Origin of the sequence: Duganella margarita (assembly GCF_009857535.1) — a bacterium.
In the GTDB taxonomy this organism is placed as follows: domain Bacteria; phylum Pseudomonadota; class Gammaproteobacteria; order Burkholderiales; family Burkholderiaceae_D; genus Rugamonas; species Rugamonas margarita.
The window spans coordinates 86,175-105,268 of sequence record NZ_WWCS01000019.1; the positions used below are offsets into that span (position 1 = coordinate 86,175).

Annotated in this window: 15 protein-coding genes; 9 read left to right on the top strand and 6 right to left on the bottom strand. The window is 64.2% G+C overall.

Features of this window, described 5'->3' with window-relative positions:
• Positions 1–77: 77 nt before the first annotated feature.
• From GTP55_RS23610 to GTP55_RS23630, 5 genes are all read left to right on the top strand, one after another.
• The gene (locus tag GTP55_RS23610; RefSeq protein ID WP_161047254.1) at positions 78–1,667 is read left to right on the top strand and encodes an FAD-binding oxidoreductase; all 1,590 of its coding nucleotides are present in this window, start codon (positions 78–80) and stop codon (positions 1,665–1,667) included.
• Positions 1,664–3,241 (top strand): glycerol-3-phosphate dehydrogenase/oxidase, encoded by a 1,578-nt coding sequence (locus tag GTP55_RS23615; RefSeq protein WP_161047255.1) that lies wholly within the window; start codon positions 1,664–1,666, stop codon positions 3,239–3,241. Before GTP55_RS23610 ends, GTP55_RS23615 begins: the two co-directional genes overlap by 4 nt.
• Before the next feature lie 16 nt (positions 3,242–3,257).
• On the top strand, positions 3,258–4,820 hold the full coding sequence (locus GTP55_RS23620) for an FGGY-family carbohydrate kinase (RefSeq protein ID WP_161047256.1): 1,563 nt from the start codon (positions 3,258–3,260) through the stop codon (positions 4,818–4,820).
• A gap of 79 nt (positions 4,821–4,899) precedes the next feature.
• Positions 4,900–5,136: a type II toxin-antitoxin system Phd/YefM family antitoxin gene (locus GTP55_RS23625; RefSeq protein WP_161047257.1), complete on the top strand. Its 237-nt coding sequence runs from the start codon at positions 4,900–4,902 to the stop codon at positions 5,134–5,136.
• A gap of 1 nt (position 5,137) precedes the next feature.
• Positions 5,138–5,563: a type II toxin-antitoxin system VapC family toxin gene (locus tag GTP55_RS23630; RefSeq protein WP_161047258.1), complete on the top strand. Its 426-nt coding sequence runs from the start codon at positions 5,138–5,140 to the stop codon at positions 5,561–5,563.
• Here the strand turns inward: GTP55_RS23630 and GTP55_RS23635 are convergent.
• Complete coding sequence (locus GTP55_RS23635) at positions 5,558–7,984, bottom strand: TonB-dependent receptor (RefSeq protein ID WP_371868425.1); 2,427 nt, start codon at positions 7,982–7,984, stop codon at positions 5,558–5,560. The genes GTP55_RS23630 and GTP55_RS23635 overlap by 6 nt on opposite strands.
• A gap of 212 nt (positions 7,985–8,196) precedes the next feature.
• On the opposite strand from GTP55_RS23635, the gene GTP55_RS23640 reads away from it, so the two are divergent.
• Genes GTP55_RS23640 through GTP55_RS23650 form a run of 3 tightly spaced genes read left to right on the top strand, consistent with a single transcriptional unit; the run spans position 8,197 to position 11,961 of the window.
• On the top strand, positions 8,197–9,582 hold the full coding sequence (locus GTP55_RS23640) for a flavin-containing monooxygenase (protein WP_161047259.1): 1,386 nt from the start codon (positions 8,197–8,199) through the stop codon (positions 9,580–9,582).
• 10 nt (positions 9,583–9,592) lie between these two features.
• Complete coding sequence (locus GTP55_RS23645; protein ID WP_161047260.1) at positions 9,593–11,104, top strand: aldehyde dehydrogenase; 1,512 nt, start codon at positions 9,593–9,595, stop codon at positions 11,102–11,104.
• Entirely contained in the window at positions 11,098–11,961 is an 864-nt protein-coding gene (locus tag GTP55_RS23650) for an SDR family NAD(P)-dependent oxidoreductase (protein ID WP_161047261.1), read from the top strand. Before GTP55_RS23645 ends, GTP55_RS23650 begins: the two co-directional genes overlap by 7 nt.
• Here GTP55_RS23650 and GTP55_RS23655 read toward each other — a convergent pair.
• Positions 11,958–13,052 (bottom strand): AraC family transcriptional regulator, encoded by a 1,095-nt coding sequence (locus GTP55_RS23655; protein ID WP_161047262.1) that lies wholly within the window; start codon positions 13,050–13,052, stop codon positions 11,958–11,960. The two genes, GTP55_RS23650 and GTP55_RS23655, sit on opposite strands and share 4 nt — an antisense overlap.
• 176 nt (positions 13,053–13,228) lie before the next feature.
• Here GTP55_RS23655 and GTP55_RS23660 point away from each other — a divergent pair, with 176 nt between their 5' ends.
• A complete protein-coding gene (locus GTP55_RS23660) occupies positions 13,229–14,365 on the top strand; it encodes an MFS transporter (protein WP_161047263.1) in 1,137 nt (378 codons plus the stop codon).
• Here the strand turns inward: GTP55_RS23660 and GTP55_RS23665 are convergent.
• From GTP55_RS23665 to GTP55_RS23680, 4 genes are all read right to left on the bottom strand, one after another.
• Positions 14,343–15,701, bottom strand: coding sequence for a diguanylate cyclase domain-containing protein (locus GTP55_RS23665; RefSeq protein ID WP_161047264.1), 1,359 nt, complete (start codon positions 15,699–15,701; stop codon positions 14,343–14,345). The genes GTP55_RS23660 and GTP55_RS23665 overlap by 23 nt on opposite strands.
• 368 nt (positions 15,702–16,069) lie before the next feature.
• A complete protein-coding gene (locus GTP55_RS23670; RefSeq protein WP_161047265.1) occupies positions 16,070–17,263 on the bottom strand; it encodes an aminotransferase-like domain-containing protein in 1,194 nt (397 codons plus the stop codon).
• Between the two features lie 84 nt (positions 17,264–17,347).
• The gene (locus tag GTP55_RS23675; RefSeq protein ID WP_161047266.1) at positions 17,348–17,809 is read right to left on the bottom strand and encodes a RidA family protein; all 462 of its coding nucleotides are present in this window, start codon (positions 17,807–17,809) and stop codon (positions 17,348–17,350) included.
• A 95-nt stretch (positions 17,810–17,904) separates the two neighbouring features.
• Entirely contained in the window at positions 17,905–18,864 is a 960-nt protein-coding gene (locus GTP55_RS23680) for a DMT family transporter (protein WP_229258132.1), read from the bottom strand.
• Positions 18,865–19,094: the final 230 nt, after the last annotated feature.

Genomic DNA, 19,094 nt, shown 5'->3' on the forward strand with positions numbered 1-19,094 from the left:
TTGTTTTAATCTCAATTGGTGAATAATCGGTGCGCTTGCCAGTATAGCAAGCGCGTCGCCAGGGAGATAGAAAAACAATGAGACGCTGGAATGGTTGGGGGGACGAGTCAATTGAATTTGCGCTGCACGCGGATGCGCTGGCGTTTCTGGCGCGGCGCATTGGCGCAGGCCGGCAAGTAACGGATGCCGGCCTGGCGCAGGCGCGCGCGCAGATCGGTGCATCGCGCTTGCCCGAGCATGCGCTGATCGATACCTCGCCCGAGGTGCGACTGCGGAATGCGCTGGGCCAGAGCTTGCCGGATTGGCTGCGGCTCCGGTACGGCGTCATCGGCCGGGCGCCGGATGGCGTGGCGTATCCGCAAAGCGCGCAGGATGTCCGGGAACTGCTGGCGTATGCGACGCAGCATGGCGTGGCGCTGATCCCGCAAGGCGGCGGCACCAGCGTGGCCGGGCATCTGACGGCGCCGTCCGGCATGCCGTCAGTGGCGGTGAACATGACGCGCATGCGGCAGTTGCTGTATCTAGATACCGAGTCGCAGCTGGCGACGTTCGGCGCCGGCGTACTTGGGCCGGACCTGGAGGCGCAGTTGCGGGCGCGCGGCTATACGCTGGGCCACTTTCCGCAGTCGTTTGAGTATTCGACGCTGGGTGGCTGGATTGTCACGCGCTCTTCGGGGCAGCAATCCCTGAAGTATGGGCGCATTGAGCAGATGTTCCGAGGCGGATCGATGGAGACGCCATCCGGCACGCTGCATCTGCCGACCTTTCCGGCATCGGCGGCGGGGCCGGATCTGCGCGAGATGGTGCTGGGTTCCGAAGGACGGATGGGCATCCTGACCGAGGCCACGGTGCGCGTGACGCCGGCGCCGGCATTTGAGGCGTTTCATGCGGTGTTCTTCCCCAACTGGCATGCGGCGGAGACGGCGGTGCGGCAGGTGGTGCAGGCGGGATTGTCGCTGTCGATGCTGCGTTTGTCGAATCCGCTGGAGACGACGACCATGCTGGCGCTGGCCGGCCACAAGAAGATGATCGCGCTGCTGGAAGGGTATCTGTCGCTGCGCGGCTGCAAAGGCGAGAAGTGCATGCTGATGATCGGCGTGAGCGGCCGCAAGTCGCTGGCGCGGGCGGCGCTGCGCGAGGCGCTGGGATTGACCTTGCCACATGGCGGCGTACATGTAGGCCGCTCCATGGGCGAGAAGTGGAAGCAGAACCGCTTCCGGAATGTCTATCTGCGCAACGCGGCCTGGCAGCACGGCTATGCCATCGATACGGTGGAGACGGCGGTCGATTGGCCGCGCGTGGAGGTCATGATGCGGGCGTTGGAGGTGGCTGGCGCTGCAGCACTGGGGCAGTACGGGGAACAGGTGCACGCTTATACCCATTTGTCGCACCTGTATGCGCAAGGAGCCAGTGTTTATACGACATTCGTGTATCGGCTGGCGGGCGATTACGAGGCCGATCTGGCGCGCTGGAAGTCGCTGAAGAAGGCTGCCTCAATGGCGATTGTGGACAACGGCGGGACGATCAGCCATCAGCATGGCGTGGGCAGAGATCATGCGCCGTATCTGGCGGCGGAGAAGGGCTGGCTGGGGATGTCGACGCTACGCGCAGTATTTGCGCATGTGGACCCGCAGCAGATCATGAATCCTGGGAAGCTGGCGCCATGAGCCGGGCGGATTTTGCGCGCGAGTGGGATCTGGTGGTGATTGGCGGTGGCATCACCGGCGCCGGGATACTGCTGGAGGCGGCGCGGCGTGGCTTGCGGGCGCTGCTGGTGGAGCAGCGCGATTTTGCATGGGGGACGTCGAGCAGGTCTTCAAAGCTGGTGCATGGTGGCTTGCGCTATCTGAAGGAAGGGCAGTTTGGCTTGACGCGCGAGTCGGTGCATGAGCGGGAGCATTTGCTACAGCAGGCGGCGGGGCTGGTGGAGCCGCAGAGTTTTGCGTTTGGCGATTACGTGGGGCGCAAGCCGGGCAAGCGGACGTTTCTGGCGGGGCTGGCGATTTATGACCGCATGGCCGGGCAGCGTGGGCGGCACTATTACAGCCGCGAAGAGTTCGCGGCGCTGGCGCCGAATGTGGCCACGGACGGTCTGCAGGGCGGCATGGTCTACATGGACGCCAAGACGGACGACGCGCGGCTGGTACTGCGCGTGCTGCAAGAGGCGCGCCGGCATGGCGGCGTGTCGGTGAACTACATGGCTGCCGAAGCGCTGCTGCGCGCGGATGCAGTCGACGCGGCCACCGGAGAGGCTGGCGACGTGTGCGGCGTGCGGCTGCGGGATGGTCTGAGCGGCACGCAGCACGAGGTCCGCGCTCGGCTCGTCATTAATGCCACTGGCGCATGGGCCGACCAGTTGCGCGCGCCGCAGTCGACTGCGATAAGGCTGCGGCCTTTGCGCGGCAGCCATCTGGTGCTGCCGGCGTGGCGGCTGCCGCTGGCGCAGGCGATCAGTTTGATGCATCCGGCCGACGGCCGTCCGGTGTTCGCTTATCCATGGGAAGGCGTAACGCTGGTCGGCACGACGGACGTCGATCACCATGACGATCTGGCCCGCGAAGCGGCCATCACGCGCGCCGAATGCGACTACCTGCTGGCCGCCTTGCATGCCCAATTCCCGCAACTGCACCTGACCGACAGCGACATCATCGCCACCTACGCCGGCGTGCGTCCGGTGATCGACAGCGGCAAAGCGGATCCATCCAAAGAAACGCGCGACCACGCGCTATGGCTGGAACACGGCCTGCTCACCGTCACCGGCGGCAAACTGACAACCTTCCGCGTGATCGCACTGGACGCGCTCAAGCTGGCCGCCACAAGGCTGCCGGAACTGCGCGACAAGCTGACGCCGCAACCAGTATTCGCCGCCACGCCGCCGCTGCGCTACCTGCCCGACCTGCCGGCAGGACAAGCGCAACGCCTGCAAGGCCGCTACGGCGCCGACGCCCAGGCGCTGATCGACGCCGCGCAAGCGGACGAGCTGTCCTGCATCGCCGGCACAGAAACCATCTGGGCCCAACTGCGCTGGGCTGCGCGTCACGAAGACGTCTGCAAGCTGGAAGACCTGCTGCTGCGCCGCAGCCGGATCGGCATCCAGTTGCGCGGCGGCGGCATCGATATTCTGCCGCGCATCCGCAGTATCTGCCAGCAGGAACTCGGCTGGAGCGACCAGCACTGGGACGAGGAGCAAGCAGCCTATCTGGCGCTATGGAGCGCGCATTACAGCGTGCCCAAACCATAAAATATAAAGAGACATTATGGCAGACCAATTCCTGCTCTCCATCGACAACGGCACGCAAAGCGTGCGCGCGCTGCTGTTCGACTTGAACGGCAACCTTGCGGCCAAGGCGCAGATCCATCTGCAAGCCTATTTCTCCGACCATCCCGGCTGGGCCGAGCATGACGCCGACGGCTATTGGGACGCTGTCGCCGCCGCATGCCAGCAGCTGTGGTGCAGCACCGATATCCCGCGCAGCGCCGTCAAAGGCGTGGCAGTCACCACGCAGCGCGGCACGGTGGTCAACCTGGACTGCGAGGGCAAGGTGCTGCGGCCGGCGATCACCTGGCTGGACCAGCGCCGCGTCGGCAAGCAAAAGCCATTGAGCCTGTGGTGGCGCACCGCCTTCAAGCTGGCGCGTGTGGACGGCACCATCGAATACTTCCGCCGCGAAGCGGAGATCAACTGGATCGCCGAACACCAGCCGGAGATCTGGGCCAAGACATACAAATACGTGCTGCTGTCGGGATTTCTCAACTATCGCCTGTGCGGACGGCATGTGGACTCGATCGGATCGCAGGTTGCGTACTTACCGTTCGACTACAAGCGCCACAAATGGGCCGGCGCGCGTGACTGGAAATGGGAAGCCTTGCACGTTCGCAAGGACATGCTGTCCGAGCTGGTGGCGCCGGGCACAGTCATCGGCGCCATTAGCGCCAGTGCCGCTGCGGCGACCGGCATCCCCGAAGGCACGCCGCTGGTGGCCGCCGCCGCCGACAAAGCCTGCGAAGTGATTGGCGCGGGCAGCCTGGAGCCGCACATCGCCTGCCTGAGCTACGGCACCACGGCCACCATCAATACCACCAGCCGCAAATACGTCGAAGTCACGCCTTTTATTCCGCCGTATCCCGCTGCGGTGCCGGGCGCGTACAGCACCGAAGTGCAGATCTTTCGCGGCTACTGGATGGTCAACTGGTTCAAGGAGCAGTTTGGCCATCTGGAACAGATAGCCGGCGCGGAGCAGGGGCTGTCGCCGGAAGCCATGTTTGACCGCCTGGTCAATGAAGTACCGCCGGGCTCCATGGGACTGATGCTGCAGCCTTACTGGAGTCCGGGTATTCGTATTCCCGGCCCGGAAGCCAAGGGCGCCATGATCGGCTTCGGCGACGTGCACACCCGTGCCCATATGTACCGCGCCATTCTCGAGGGCTTGGCGTATGCGCTGCGCGAAGGGAAAGAGCGCATCGAGAAGCGTAGCGGCGTCGCCGTGACGGAACTGCGCATCGCCGGCGGCGGATCGCAAAGCGACGCCGCCATGCAGCTGACGGCCGATATCTTCGGCCTGCCAGCCGCGCGTGCCCACGTCTACGAAACCTCCGGCCTGGGCGCCGCCATCGCCATCGCCGCCGGTCTCGGGCTGCACAAGGATTTCGACACCGCCACCCGCGCCATGACGCGCCCCGGCCGCATCTTCCATCCCATCGCCGCCAACCAGCAAATCTACGACCAGCTATACCGGCGCGTCTACCTGCGCATGTACAAGCAACTCCAGCCGATGTACCAGCAAATCGCCGACATCACCGGCTACCCCGAGCAGCTTTGAACATCGCTTGCAATGACCTGGTCTGGTGTATAGACTAGGTTATATCTACTTTATATCTACTGATTTACAGGAGACGGCCATGCGGGTGTATGGAATTTACGAGGCTAAAACCAAGCTGCCAGACCTGATCAAACAGGTCCAGCAGGGAGAGCGCGTGACGATTACCAACCGTGGCGCGCCGGTTGCTGACTTGGTACCGAGCGCCAGCGGTGTAGCGCAACAGGCATCCAATGCGATAGCAGCCATCAAAAATCTTCGTTCCGGAAGCATTACGCAAGAAGAATTCACGGCGTTCCGTAACAAAGGCCGGCGGTAATATGGCTGAGGGGTTTGTTCTTGACGCCTCGGTAACAATACGCTGGGCGCTTCATGACGGCACTGTGGCGGATCGAACTTACGCGGACAAGGTACTCGACTCGTTCGTGAACGGGACGGCAATGGTGCCGGCGCTTTGGGCAACTGAAGTAGTCCACGTACTGCGCTGCGCTGAGCAAGCTGGCCAACTCGGTGAGGCGGCGGTGGCGGCCTTCCTTTATCAGCTTGGACAACTTCCCATCAGCTCTGATTCCGCCGCGCCTATTGGATTACAGTTGGCGGTGGCTGCGGTTTCGCGTGAATTCCGTTTGAGCGGATACGATGCGCAGTACCTTGAGCTGGCGCGTCGACTCGGCCTGCCTCTTGCCACCCTGGACAAGGATCTGCGCAAGGCGGCGAAGAAGGCAGGCGTGTCGATTTATCTATAAACTGCCGCGCAGTTCGAGGGCGATGGTGCGGGGCGCGGTGATGCTGGCGTAGGGCAGGCCGAAGGCTTTGGTCTGGCCATCCAGGTTGTAGACGTAGCGCTTGTCGAACAGGTTGTTGACCAGCAGGCCGATGCCGAATTTGCCGTCGGCCGTGTCCCAACCCACGCGCAGGTCGGCCTTGCTGACGGCGGTGCCGGTGCGGAAGGCCGGGGCATTCAGGCATTGCAGCGCGCGGGTGTCATCGTTGCAGCGGTTCTTGCCGTGGTAACTGCCTTGGAACGTGGCGCTCATGCGGCCGTTCAGTGCTTCCCAGTTGGCGTTGACGCCGGCCATGCCGCTGAACGCCGGCGTGCCGACCGGCTGGCCGGACAGGTTGAGCGTGGCGCCGCTGGTGTCGGTGGTTTCAAAGCGCTGGTAGGTCTGGTCGATGAGCTCCACCCCCGCGAACAGCGTGACGCGCTGCGTGATGCGGATGCGGCCGTCCAGATCCAGCCCTTTCGCTTCCTGGTCGCTGTTGATGATGTTGTAGGTGGGGATGGCGCTGCTGCCACCCAGTTTGACGTCCTGCAGATTCTTGAAGCGGTAGGCGAATAAGGAACCGTTCAATGTAGCGCGCAGCGACGGCGCATATAGTTTGAAGCCCAGTTCCAGATTGGTCATCTTCTCCGGGTTGAAGCTCGGGTCGCGCTCACGCGGATTGGACGACGTGGGATTCGGCGGCGTGAAGACGTTGAAACCGCCGGCCTGGTAGCCGCGTGACAGCGACGCAAACAGCAACAGGTCTTCCGTCAATTTATGGTCCAGCACCAGGCGCGGACTCCAGTCGGTCCAATTGTGGGTGGCGTTGACCGGCGTGGCGGCCAGCGGGCCGGCGGCGGCGAAGATGACGTTGGCCGGCAGTGCGGAAGCGTCGATGCCGGCGGCGGGACCGTAGGTGTTCAGTAGCGTATCCAGCGCGGCGGACTGCCGGCCCGGCACGTACCACTGCATCTCCTTGCGGTCGCGGCTCCAGCGCAGACCTGTCGTCAGGCGTGTACCGGGTGCCAGGCGCCAGATCAAGTCGCCGTACAGCGAGAAGGCGCGCGTGTGCAGTTTGGCCTCGTTGTTTTCTTCCCAGTTGAAGATTGAGCTGCCGTCCACGCCCGGCACGCCGGCCATGCCAAGGCCGGTGAACAGTGTAGCGAAATCCGGCGTGCCACCTTGCATCAAGCTGATGCTGTCCAGCGTTTGCGTGTTGACGATGGCGGAGCTGCGCTGGCGTTCGCGGTTGTCGTAGAAGCTCACGCCCGCCACCCAGTCCAGTTTGTCAGTGGCGCCGGACAGTTTGAATTCCTGCTGCCAGTTGTAGGCCTTTTTCTGGTCCTGGGTGGCCAGCATGAAATCGGTGCGCGCGGTGCCGTCGTTGTCGGTCAGGTTGAGCGAGGAGAAGGTTCGGTAGGCGGTGGTTGAACGCAGCGTGACGCCTCCCAGCGGCACTTCGGCGCGCAGCGTCACACCATCGAAGTTGCGGGTCTCGCGGCCGTCGGTGTCGTTTTCCAGCGGCGCCTTGCGCGGATCGCTGAAGTTGGCGACGTAGGCGGCGTCATACACGCCGGTGTAGCCAGCCATTGGCAGCGCGCTGCCTTTAACCACGCCGAATGCCGGCCAGCCGTGCTGGCGCAACTGCTCGTGTTCCCACGACAGCAGCAGCGTGGCGTCGCCGGCTTTCTGCTTGACCGACAGGCGCGTGGCCCATGAGTTGTCGCCGCCCGTACGCGTGCCGGTAGTGGCGTTGCGCACCCACCCGTCGCTGGTGTCACGTACGAATACCAGCCGCGCGGCGGTGGTCGCACCGAGCGGCACATTGAGCATCGCGTCCAGATTGGCCCGGCCATAGTCGCCCACCTTGATATGGCCGGAAGCGTCGAAGTCCGATTCCGGTTCATTGGTCACCACCGAGATGGCGCCGGCGGCGCTGTTACGACCGAACAGCGTGCCTTGCGGTCCCTTGAGTACTTCCACCCGCTGGATATCGATGAAGTTCATCAGCGCGCCGCCGGTCTTGCCGGTGTAGACCCCGTCCACATAAATGCCGACCGGCGTGTCGGTGCCGATGCCGAAGTCACCCGCCTGCACGCCTCGGATGCCGAAGATCGGCTGCGTGGCCTGGGTGGCGTCCACTTGCAGGCCGGGGAGGTAGCCGGTCAGGTCGCCGAGGTTGCGCGCGCCGAGGTTCTGGATGTCGCGCGCAGTGACCACTTCCATTGAAATCGGCACCTCCTGCGCCGACTGCGCGCGCGATTGCGCAGTGACGATCACTTTCTGCATCTCGTCGTCCGCCTGCGCGGCGTGCTGAATCATGGTGCCGGCAAAGGCAAGGGCGATGCTGCGCGCAAGGATGCGCATAGGACGTGGTGGCGGCTTCATTGCAGATGGCTTCACGGTCTCTCCTCGGTTGTTTGGTTTTTTTTCAATGTAGACGCGTGCTTTGCCATGCCGGGGGCCGGATCGGACAGACAAGGACGCCCACACGGCCAAGCGGCCCAGGTGTTGCGTGGCCGCTTCGGCTCCCCGTCTGTCCTTTTGGCCCCCGTACCGCGTGTCCTTTGTTTGCACAATGACCCCGGGACTTTCAACAATAGGGGAGAACGACAATGAGCAACGAGATTATCGACTGCGGCAACGCGGTGTGCGTGGTGGGTGCGGGGCCGGGCGGCTTGTCGGCGGCGCGGGCGCTGAAGTCCATGAACCTGGCGTACGAGCAGTTCGAGCGCCACTCGGACGTGGGAGGCATCTGGGACATGCACAATCCCGGCAGCCCGATTTACGAATCGGCGCACTTCATTTCATCGCGCGACCTGTCGGGCTTTATCGGCTTTCCGATGCCGAAGTCGTATCCGGACTATCCGACCAACCAGCAGATCCTCAGCTATGTGCGCAGCTATGCGGATGCCTTCGGCCTGCGTGCATCGATCCGATTCAGCACGCCGGTGCAGCATGTGCACAAGGAGGACAGCGGCAAATGGGTAGTGACGCTGAGCGATGGCACGCACCGCCGCTATCTTGCGGTGATCTGCGCCACAGGTTGCAACTGGGACGCCAATATGCCGGAACTGAAGGGACACTTCAACGGCGAGATTCGCCATTCCGTCACCTACAAGAGCAGCGATGAATTTGCCGGCAAGCGGGTGATGATCGTCGGCGCCGGCAATTCGGGGGCGGACATCGCCTGCGATGCGGCCAACCGCGCGGACCGGGCTTTTATCAGTCTGCGGCGCGGCTACCACTTCATTCCCAAGCATTTGTTCGGCATCCCGGCCGACCAGGTGGGCGAGAGCGGCCCCCCGTTGCCGCTGTGGGTGGCGCGTCCGGTTATGAGCCTGCTGCTGAAAATGTTTACCGGCGACCTGACGCGCTTTGGTTTGCCCAAGCCGGATCACAAATTGTTCGAGAGTCATCCGCTGCTTAACTCGCAGCTGCTGCACAACCTCCAGCACGGCAATATCGCGGTCAAGCCGGATGTGTCGCATTACGACGGCGACGACGTGGTGTTCAAGGATGGCAGCCGCGAGAAGCTGGACCTGGTAATCTACGCCACCGGCTACAAGTGGAGCTGCAAATACGCCGCCGAATACTTCGAATGGCGCGGCGGCAGGCCGCAGCTGTATCTGTCGATGTTCAGCCGCGATCACCGCAACCTGTTCGGCATCGGCTACGTGGAGACCAACTCCAGCGCCTACAAGCTGTTTGACACCGAAGCCTTCATGATTGCCGCCTACCTGCGCGACCAGCTGGACAACCCCGGCAGCGCCAGCCGCTTCGACGAACTGATCGCGAATGACAATCCGGACCTGTCCGGAGGGCTGAAGTTTGTGCAGTCGCAGCGGCATGAGGTGTATCTGGAAGCGCATGCTCTCAAGTCTTACCTGAAGCGCTTGCGCCGCAAGATGGGCTGGCCGGAGCTGACCGAAAACTACTATGACAAGCTGCGCGTGGATACCGCCGTCGCGCGTCCCGCCGCCTTGCGCGCGGCGGCTTGAGGAGCGCGGCATGGAGAAGACTTTTGAGTACTACCAGCAGCAAGCCACGCAACTGGACTTTGAAACCCGCGCGTTGATCGACGGCCGCTTCGTCAACGCCATCTCGGCCGAGGAATTCGAAACCATCAATCCCGCTAGCGGCCAGCGGCTGGCCGGCATCGCCCGTTGCGGCGCGCTGGAGGTGGACGATGCGGTCAGCGCCGCGCGTCGCGTGTTCGAGCGTGGCGACTGGTCGCGCGCCGCACCCAAGCACCGCAAGAAGGTGCTGCTGCGCTTTGCCGATCTGGTTGAAGCCAATCTGGAGACGCTGGCGCTGATGGAGAGCCTGGACTCCGGCAAGCCGATACGCGATGCGCTGTCGGCCGATCTGCCGGACATGATCGAAAGCCTGCGCTGGCACGCGGAAGCGGCCGACAAGCTATACGACCAGGTGGCGCCGACCGCGCCGGATATCGTCGCCATGATCGTGCGCGAACCAATCGGCGTGGTCGGTGCGGTTCTGCCGTGGAATTTCCCGATCTATCTGGCCGGCTGGAAGATCGGCCCGGCGCTAGCCAGCGGCAACTCCATCGTCATCAAACCCGCCGAACAGACCACGCTGACGGCGCTGGTGCTGGGCCGCCTGGCACTGGAAGCGGGCGTGCCGGATGGCGTGCTGAATATTGTGCCGGGCTATGGCGAAACGGTGGGGCAGGCGATTGGCCGCCATCGCGACATTGATTGCGTCAGCTTTACCGGCTCGGGCGAGGTCGGACGGCAGTTCCTGAAATACTCGGCCGAGTCGAATATGAAGCGGGTGGTGCTGGAGTGCGGCGGCAAGAGCCCCGCGCTGGTGCTGGCCGATGCCTACGATCTGGCCGGCGTGGCGCAGCAGGTGGCGTTGGGGGCGTTGTTCTGCCAGGGCGAGAATTGCAGCGCCGGTTCGCGGCTGATCGTGCACCGCTCGCGCAAGGACGAGCTGCTGGAAGAGGTCAAGCGCGCCTTCGATCAGTGGCGCGTCGGCGACCCGCTCGATCCGTCCACGCGGGTGGGGGCAATGATCGAGCCGCAGCATATGCGGCGGGTGCTGGGCTACATTGAAAGTGGCAAGGCGCAAGGTGCGCAGCTGGTGTATGGCGGCCGTCAGTTGCGGCAGGAGAGCGGCGGCAGCTTTGTCGAGCCGACCATTTTTGATGGCGTGCGCGCGCAGATGACCATCGCCCGCGAGGAGATTTTCGGCCCGGTGCTGTCGGTGCTGACGTTTGATGATCTAGCGCAGGGTGTGGCCATTGCCAACGACACCAGCTACGGCCTGGCCTCGTCGGTCTACACCAGCAGCCTGGATGCGGCGCACGGCGTGGCGCGGCAGATTCGCGCCGGCACGGTGTCGGTCAACTGTTTTTCGGAAGGCGATACCGGCGTGCCGTTCGGCGGCTACAAGGAGTCCGGATTCGGCGGCCGCGAGAAGTCGCTGCTGGCGCATGACCAGTACACGGAGACCAAGACCATCTGGATGCAACTGGGAAGGGGTGCGCCATGCTGACGACAGCACCGGGCCGCGTGGCCTTGATTACCGGCGGCGCCGGCGGCATCGGCCGCGCCATCTGCCGTGGCCTCATTGAGCGCGGTATCCAGTGCGTGCTGGCGGATTACAACCAGGCCTCGCTGGATCTCGCCGTGGCCGAACTGGGGCCGGCGGCGACCGGCGTGCAGATCGATCTGCGCGACTTCAATAAGCTGCCGGAGCTGCTGGCGCTGATACAGGAGCGCTACGGGCGGCTGGATATCCTGGTCAATAACGCCGCCATTACAGGCACCGGCCATTTCGAGGAGCGCTCGGTCGAGAATATTCTCGGCGAGTTGAATATCAATCTGCTGTCGCCGATTGTGCTGACGCGGCTGGCCTTTCCGGCCTTGCAGCGCTCAGGCGACGGCCGCGTGATCAACACGGTATCGCTGGGCGGGATTTTTCCGCTACCGGAGACGGGCATTTATTCGGCCACCAAGTTCGGGCTGCGCGGCGCCATGCTGTGCCTCGGCATGGACACCGAGCGGCATGGCGTCAAGATCGGCAACGTCATGCCATCGGCGACCGAGACGCCAATGCTGATGCGCGAGGCGATCGAAGGCGGCAACACGCTGCAATTCATGGACCCGCCGCAGCAGCCGGACGACGTGGCGAAGCAGGTGATGCGGATGCTGGATAGTCCATGCCTGGAGCGCTATCCGCGCGTTAGCGAGTCATGGACGGTGCGGCTGGCGATGCTGGTGCCGAACATGCTGCCCAAGCTGATACCGCTATTCCGCAAGAAGGGCTTACGCGGGCATGCGCGCTATCTGGAGTCGCTGCGGCGGCGCGGACTGGTGGAGGTCCGCGCCGGCAAGTGGGAGCTGTCCTAAACGGCGGTTTGCGACCCGCTGCTGCCGGCCCGCTCCATGGGGATCAAACGTGGAGCGGGCGCGCCCTGGCGGATCTGGTTGGGCAGCATGCCGCACCAGCGCTTGAAGGCGCGGCGGAAGTTGCGGGCATCGGTAAAGCCGGTGGCCATGGCGATATCGATCAGCGGCATGTCGCTGCGCTTTAGAAGATCCAGCGCGCATTCGTAGCGCACCTGGTCCACCAGCCGCTGGTAGGAGGTGTCCAGTTCCGCCAGCCGGCGGCGCAGCGTGCGTTCGCTCAGGTTGAGCGCTTCGCCGATGCGCGCCAGCGCCGGCACTTCGTCGATGGAGCCGCGCAGTTCGTTCATGATCGATTCCACCAGATCGTTGCGCGGCGTTTCCTGTTCCAATAGCTCGTCGATCTGCGCTTGCAGGCTGTCCTGCATGTAGCGGTCGTGGGTGGGCAGCGGGCAGTGATACCAGGCCATGTCGCAGATCAGCCGATTCATTGGGGCGTTGAAGACGACCGGGCAGCGGAAGTACTCGCTGTAGGCCGCCGCATACTCGGGGCGCGGATAGCGCAGTTCCAGCCGCGCCGGGCGGAAGTGCGATCCGACCATCGCCCGCGACACTTCCACACCGCTGACGAAAATCTCTTCGATGAAGAATGGCTCCAGCTCCGGATCGTGAAAGCGCGTATTCACCTCCGTGACGAAGTGGTGCTCGTCGAGGATGCTCATTTCGTTGGTGGTCAGCGCGCCGGCCGCGCGCTGGTATTTGATCAGGTACTGGAATGCCTCGCCCAGCGTGGCGCAGGTCAGCATGCCGAGACCCGGCAGGCCGAAACACACCACCGTCTGGCGCGCACCAGTGGCGATGCCGATGGCCGGATCGCCCCAGCGCTGCATGGCGCGCCGCACCAGCAGACTGGTTTGGCGGTAGGAGACGCGGAAGTTGGCGTCGCACAGGTTTTCCGGCGTGAAGCCCAGCCCCTTGCACAGGCGTTCCGCCGAGTGGCCACGGCTGGCCACCAGTTGCAGCACCTGGCGAATCACGTGCGGCGGCACGTCGGCTGCGGCTTCGGCGTCGGGATGATGCGGTTTGAGCGGCATGGATGCTCCTGGTGGTGAACTTTGCGGTTAGCATAGTATGGTTTGTGGCGGCTGGATCACGCATGATCGCAGTGGCCGTTTCGGTGCCTTGTTTGGCCATTTTAGACCCGTTACACGGCGCCGCCATCGTAAGCTTGGAAAAAAGCGGCAATGCCGCCAACAACTGGGGACACGACATGACGCAACCTCCGACCTTCATCCTGTCCTGCACCTGGGCGCTGGGCATCGGCGGCACCACCATGATGCCGCTGCTGGTAACCAACGCGATGGCGCGCCTGCATCTGGACGAAGGACAGGCGACCATGCTGACCGGCGCCGAGATGATCGGCATGCTGGCGGGTTGCATCGTGCTGCCGTCGCTGGCGCGGCGCGCGCCGACCGCGTTGACTACGGGCGCCTTGCTGTTGCTGGCGCTGTGCCAGGCGGCGTGCGTGCTGGTGCTGCCGGTGGCGGTATTCAGCGTGCTGCGGCTGGTGGCCGGCTTGTGCGAGGCGCAGATGATCGTCATGGTCGGCATCTGCCTGGCCTGCCATCGCGATGCGGAGCGTCTGTGGGGACTGGTGCTGCTGCTTTCCGGCCTGGCGGTGGCGGGCGTGTTCACGCTGTTGACGCTATTTCCCGATGCGGCCAGCGGCGCGGCGGTGTGGCAAGGACTGGCGCTGATGACGGCGGTGCTGGGCGCGGTGGCGATACGCGTGCCATCGCTGATGCCGGAGCGGCCGGCCGGCGCCGAGGTGGGGCGGCAGCGCGGCATGGCGGAGATCTGGCTGGCGTGGGGCGTGTTCGTCGGCGTGTATAGCGTGCAGGCAGGCGTGTGGGCGGTGTCGGCGTTGCAGGGCGAGCGGATAGGCCTGACGCTGCCGCAGATCGGCGTGTTGCTGTCGGTGTCGTCGCTGCTGGGATTCTTTGGCGCGGTGGTGCCGGCGATACCGGCGCTGGCGGCGCGGCGCGGGCTGACGGTGATCGGCGCGCTGGCGGTGATGTTTGCGTCGGTGGCGTGCTTCTTTACCGCGCATGACGCGCTGCTGTTCTTCGTCGGCCAGCTGATGCTGAACGCGGCCTTCTACACCATCATGGCGGTGCTGAACAGTTTCATCTCGGCGCAAGACCGCGACGGTACGCTGCTGTCGCGCTCCGTGGTGGTGACGTTTGCGGCGGTGGCGCTGGGCACGGTGGGCGCGGGCGAGTTGTTCCAGGATGCCGGCGGCATGGGCGTGATCGTGTTTGCGCTGCTGGCGCTGACGGGCAGCGTGCCGCTCGGGCTCAAGGCCTTGCGCCGCACAGCCAACGTCAGCGCATCACCAGTGCTTTGACGGCGGCCAGCGACGCGCTACCGGTTTTGGTGGCCTGCACCTGATTGCGGCCGCCTTCCTTGGCCACGTACATGGCGCGGTCGGCGGCGACGAACAGCGATTCGGTGTTGTCCAGCTGGTGCGGGTGGATGGTGGCCACGCCGATGCTGACCGTCAGCCACGGCGAGGTGGTAGAGCGGGGATGCGGGATCTGCAGCGATTCGATGTGGGCACGAATCGCTTCGGCCAGCAGGTAGGCGGCATCGCCATCGGTTTCGGCGAACAGCAGCACGAATTCCTCGCCGCCGTAACGCGCCGCCAGGTCGGTTGGCCGCAGCGCGTGCGAGGCGATGGCCGCGGCCACCTGTTGCAGGCAGCTGTCGCCGGCCGGGTGGCCCAGCGTGTCGTTGTAAAGCTTGAAGTGGTCGACGTCCAGCACCACCAGCGACAAGGGCTGGCCGCTGCGCATGGCGCGTTGCCATTCTTTTTCCAGGAAGCTGTCGAAGTGGCGGCGGTTGGCGATCTTGGTCAGCGGGTCGACCATGGCGGCCCGCAGCAGCGTGTCTTCCGACTGCTTGTGGTGCGTGATGTCGTGCAGCAGGCCGATAAACAGCGGCTGGCGCAGGTACATCGGCGTCAGCGTCAGGTCCATGCACACCGAGCTGCCGTTGCGGTGGCGGATGATCACTTCACGCGTGCCGTGGTTGTGCGCAGTCTGCGGCGCGGCGGCGTAGCGCTCGAAGTAGTCCAGGTATTCCTGCGCCACCAGGGGATTGAGCAGGTCGGCGATGGTGCTGCCGGCCAGTTCGTCCGCCTGGTAGCCCAGGTATTTGTCGCAGGCCGGGTTGGTGAACTGGATGCGGCCATCGGCTTCGATGATCAACAGGCCCTCGGCCATGTTGTTGACGATGGTGCGCAGGCGTTCGGCCTGTTCTTCGTGGGTCTCGCTGCGGCTGCGGATTTGCAGCTGCGTGCGCACCCGCGCGCATACTTCCGCCATGCGCAGCGGCTTGCTGATGTAGTCGACCGCACCGAGGTCGAAACCGGCCACCACGTCGTCGGTATCGGTGCGCGCGCTCATGAAGATCACCGGGATGCGCTGGGTGGCTTCGTGGCTTTTGAGCTGCCGGCAGGTTTCGTAGCCGTCCATCCCCGGCATCATGATGTCGAGCAGGATCAGGTCCGGATGGACGCGGCGGGCGATTTTCAGCGCGCGCTCGCCGCTGGTGGCCACAAAGGTCTGGTAACCCTGTTCGACCATCAGCTTGCGCAGCGCGCCCAGATTCTCGGGGGCGTCGTCCACGATCAGGATCGCGGCATCGCGCCGCGTCGCGTAACTCAGACTTCCGGGGTTCATTGGTGGGCGCCCTTAACCTGGTGAATGGCGCAGGTGTGGCTGGCCGGTTGCGCAGGGCGGCAACGGCGGTGGCATGCAATGACGGTGAGGGCGCGTTTCAACAAAGGCTGGCCTGATATGAAAGTGACTATCCGTTCAAATCATACCGCTTTGCAACGCCTGTAGGTGAAAAAAAATCCAGGCGAATGAGGGTGTTGCTTTGGATGCATCAGGTCGCACGCAGACTCGCGCCAGATGGTGTAAGTAATGTTGGTGGGATGTTACGGAATCGGCCGATTCAGGTGACTATTGGTGATAAAGTCGCTGGCGATGTGTTGTATTTTTGCGGGCGGCCGTCGTCGTACAACGACCGCCCGCAACGGTGCCGCTTACAGTTTTGCGGCGATCAGCTTGCCCAGGATTTCGATGCCGTGGCGGATGCGTTCCGGCGGCACGGTGACGAACGACAGACGCAGCGTGTTGGTGGCCGGCTCGTTGGCGTAGAACGGCGAACCCGGCACGAAAGCGACTTTTTGCGCAATCGCTTCGTCCAGCAGTTTCATGGCGTCGATGTGCTTCGGCAGCGTGACCCAGATGAACATGCCGCCCTCCGGCTTGGTCCACTCAACGCCGGCCGGGAAGTGCTGGGCCATCGCGTCCAGCATGACCTGGCACTGGTCGCCGTACAGCGCGCGGATTTTCGGAATGTGCTGGTCGAGGAAACCGTCCTTGATTACCTCGTGCACCACCATCTGGGTCAGCTGCGACGTATGCAGGTCGGCCGCCTGTTTGGCCAGTTCCAGGCGGCGCGCCAGCGGCAGCGGGGCCACCACGTAGCCGAGGCGGATGCCAGGCGTCAGCACCTTGGAGAAGGAGCCCATGTAGATCACGCCGTCCGGGTTCATCGCCACCATCTTCGGCAGCGGCTCGCCCTTGTAGCTCAGCGAACCGTACGGATCGTCCTCGATCAGCGGCAGGCCCAGACGGGCGCAGGTCTCCACCAGTTCCTGGCGGCGCTCGAACGACAGGCTGCGGCCGGTCGGGTTCTGGAAGTTCGGCAGCGAGTACAGCAGGCGCGCGCCTTGCGCGACGGCGGCGATCGACGACGGCACCAGGCCATGGTCGTCGGTGTCCACCGATTTGAACTCCGGCAGGTAGACGGAGAAGGCTTGCAGCGCGCCGAGGTAGGACGGCGTCTCGACCAGCACGCGGCTGCCTTCGTCGATCAGCACTTTGCCCAGCAGGTCGAGCGCTTGCTGCGAACCGGAGGTCATCAGCACTTGTTCCGGCAGGATCCTGGCGCCGCCGGTCGACAGCGAGTCGGCGATCCACTGGCGCAGCGGGGTGTAGCCATCGGTCGGGCCGTATTGCAGCGCCACTTTGCCGTTATTGGTCAGCACTTTGTCGTAGGCGACCTTCATTTCGTCGACCGGGAAGGTCAGCGGCGACGGCAGGCCGCCGGCGAAGGAGATGATCTCCGGCTGTTGCGTGATCTTCAGGATCTCGCGGATGAAGGAAGCTTGCAGCTGTTCGGCGCGTTGGGCGAACTGCCACTGGATCGGATTGGGATTTTCGATTTTCATACGTGTCTCACTAGAGGATAACAACAAGCTCGCTTGTGGCGTGCTTTTATAGATGGAACGGCAACGGGTAAGTTGCCGCCCGCTTTACGCGACTTCCGCGATCAGTTCGATTTCGACGCAGGCGCCAAGCGGGATTTGAGCGACACCAAAGGCCGAGCGGGCGTGTTTGCCGGCATCGCCGAAGACTTCGCCCAGCAGCTCGGAAGCGCCGTTGGTGACCAGATGTTGTTCAGTAAATTCAGCGGTGGAGTTCACCAGGCTCATGACTTTGACGATGCGCTTGACGCGGGTCAGGTCGCCGCCGACGGCCGCCTGCAGGGTGCCAATCAGGTCGATGGCGATGGCGCGCGCGGCGGCCTTGCCTTCTGCGGTGTCGATGTTCTTGCCTAGCTGGCCGACCCAGACGCTGCCGTCGGCGCGTTTGGCGATGTGGCCCGACAGGAATACCAGGTTGCCGGTTTGAGCGTACATGACGTAGGCGGCGGCCGGAGTGGCTGGCGCAGCCAGGGTGATATCCAGCGCTTTGAGTTTTTCGTAAACAGACATGTGCTTATCCAGTTGTTATGTGTGTTGAGACCGATATTGTACTCTCGCGGCGCGGCAGCTCTCCAGTTGCCGCGAAATCGAGATACTGTACGGCGTCAGCCGCGTTTTACCTGCATTTTGCGGCCTGCGGCCACAGTGGCGATGACGGCGATTGCAAAGACCACGGTTGGCCAGGCCAGCGTCTCGCCCAAGACCACGGTGGCGCCCAGTACAGAGAGGAAGGGCTGGACCAGCTGTACTTGTCCCACCCGCGCCACGCCGCCCAGCGCCATGCCGCGGTACCAGAAGAAAAAGCCGATAAACATCGAGAACACCGAAACATAGGCGAAGCCGGTCCAGGCGGCGGCGCTGGCGTGGGCCAGTTGCGCACTGTCCTGCCAGGCCAGCCAGCCGACTACCGGCAGCAGCGGCGGCGCGGCCAGGATCAGCGCCCAGCAGATGGTTTGCTGGCCGCCCAGCGTTTGCGACAGGCGGCCGCCGGCGGCGTAGCCCATGGCGGCCAGCAGCACCGCCAGGAAGATCGCCAGGTCGGCCGCGTGCAGGGCGCCGCCGCTCTGGCGCAGCGCAAAGCCGATCACCAGGACAGATCCTAAGATGGCCATGATCCAGAAGCCCCTGGACGGTTTTTCGCCGCCGAGCAGGGCCGCGAATAGGGCGGTGGCCAGCGGCAGCACGCCGACCAGCACGGCGCCGTGGGCGGCCGGCAGGGTGCGCATGGCAACTGACGTCAGCCACGGGAAGCCGATGACGCAGCCGATGGCGACCATGGCGAGGGCTGGCAGGGCGGAGCGCGGCGGCAGCGGCGCGCGTTTCCAGTACAGCCAGCCGGCGGCCAGGACGGCGGCGGTCAGGGCGCGGCCCAGGGCGACGAACATCGGCGACAGGCCAGCGCCGGCAGCGCCAATGCCGCTGCTGCCCACGCCGCCGCTGACGGCCAGGCGGGTGAAGGGCAGCGTCAGGCTGAAGATGGCCACGCCGATCAGGCCCAGCAGCATGCCGGTAGTTTCGTCGCTCAGGCGGCGGTGGCTGGTCAGGACTGGTGTATTTGTATTCATGGGTTTATGCTACGTGACAAAACCAGTACAGTGCCAGTACACTTCGCAACATAATTTCTTATACTGTGACGGTAAAATGACCAATACACGACCACGCACTTCGCTGCTGGGCGCCGCTGCGGCAGCGGCGGCGGAAGCAGTCAATGAGGCGCTGGCCGCCGCACAGGCCCGCGAGACGCGTGCCTTGGCCGCGCCTGCGCCCGGGCCGGCGGTGACGTCGGTGCCGGTGC

What these genes read in the sequence shown, in the direction of transcription:
- GTP55_RS23610 (WP_161047254.1), top strand. Translation starts at nt 78, where the DNA reads ATGAGACGCTGGAATGGTTGGGGGGACGAGTCAATTGAATTTGCGCTG.
- GTP55_RS23615 (WP_161047255.1), top strand. Translation starts at nt 1,664, where the DNA reads ATGAGCCGGGCGGATTTTGCGCGCGAGTGGGATCTGGTGGTGATTGGC.
- GTP55_RS23620 (WP_161047256.1), top strand. Translation starts at nt 3,258, where the DNA reads ATGGCAGACCAATTCCTGCTCTCCATCGACAACGGCACGCAAAGCGTG.
- GTP55_RS23625 (WP_161047257.1), top strand. Translation starts at nt 4,900, where the DNA reads ATGCGGGTGTATGGAATTTACGAGGCTAAAACCAAGCTGCCAGACCTG.
- GTP55_RS23630 (WP_161047258.1), top strand. Translation starts at nt 5,138, where the DNA reads ATGGCTGAGGGGTTTGTTCTTGACGCCTCGGTAACAATACGCTGGGCG.
- GTP55_RS23640 (WP_161047259.1), top strand. Translation starts at nt 8,197, where the DNA reads ATGAGCAACGAGATTATCGACTGCGGCAACGCGGTGTGCGTGGTGGGT.
- GTP55_RS23645 (WP_161047260.1), top strand. Translation starts at nt 9,593, where the DNA reads ATGGAGAAGACTTTTGAGTACTACCAGCAGCAAGCCACGCAACTGGAC.
- GTP55_RS23650 (WP_161047261.1), top strand. Translation starts at nt 11,098, where the DNA reads ATGCTGACGACAGCACCGGGCCGCGTGGCCTTGATTACCGGCGGCGCC.
- GTP55_RS23655 (WP_161047262.1), bottom strand. Translation starts at nt 13,052, where the DNA reads ATGCCGCTCAAACCGCATCATCCCGACGCCGAAGCCGCAGCCGACGTG.
- GTP55_RS23660 (WP_161047263.1), top strand. Translation starts at nt 13,229, where the DNA reads ATGACGCAACCTCCGACCTTCATCCTGTCCTGCACCTGGGCGCTGGGC.
- GTP55_RS23665 (WP_161047264.1), bottom strand. Translation starts at nt 15,701, where the DNA reads ATGAACCCCGGAAGTCTGAGTTACGCGACGCGGCGCGATGCCGCGATC.
- GTP55_RS23670 (WP_161047265.1), bottom strand. Translation starts at nt 17,263, where the DNA reads ATGAAAATCGAAAATCCCAATCCGATCCAGTGGCAGTTCGCCCAACGC.
- GTP55_RS23675 (WP_161047266.1), bottom strand. Translation starts at nt 17,809, where the DNA reads ATGTCTGTTTACGAAAAACTCAAAGCGCTGGATATCACCCTGGCTGCG.
- GTP55_RS23680 (WP_229258132.1), bottom strand. Translation starts at nt 18,864, where the DNA reads ATGAATACAAATACACCAGTCCTGACCAGCCACCGCCGCCTGAGCGAC.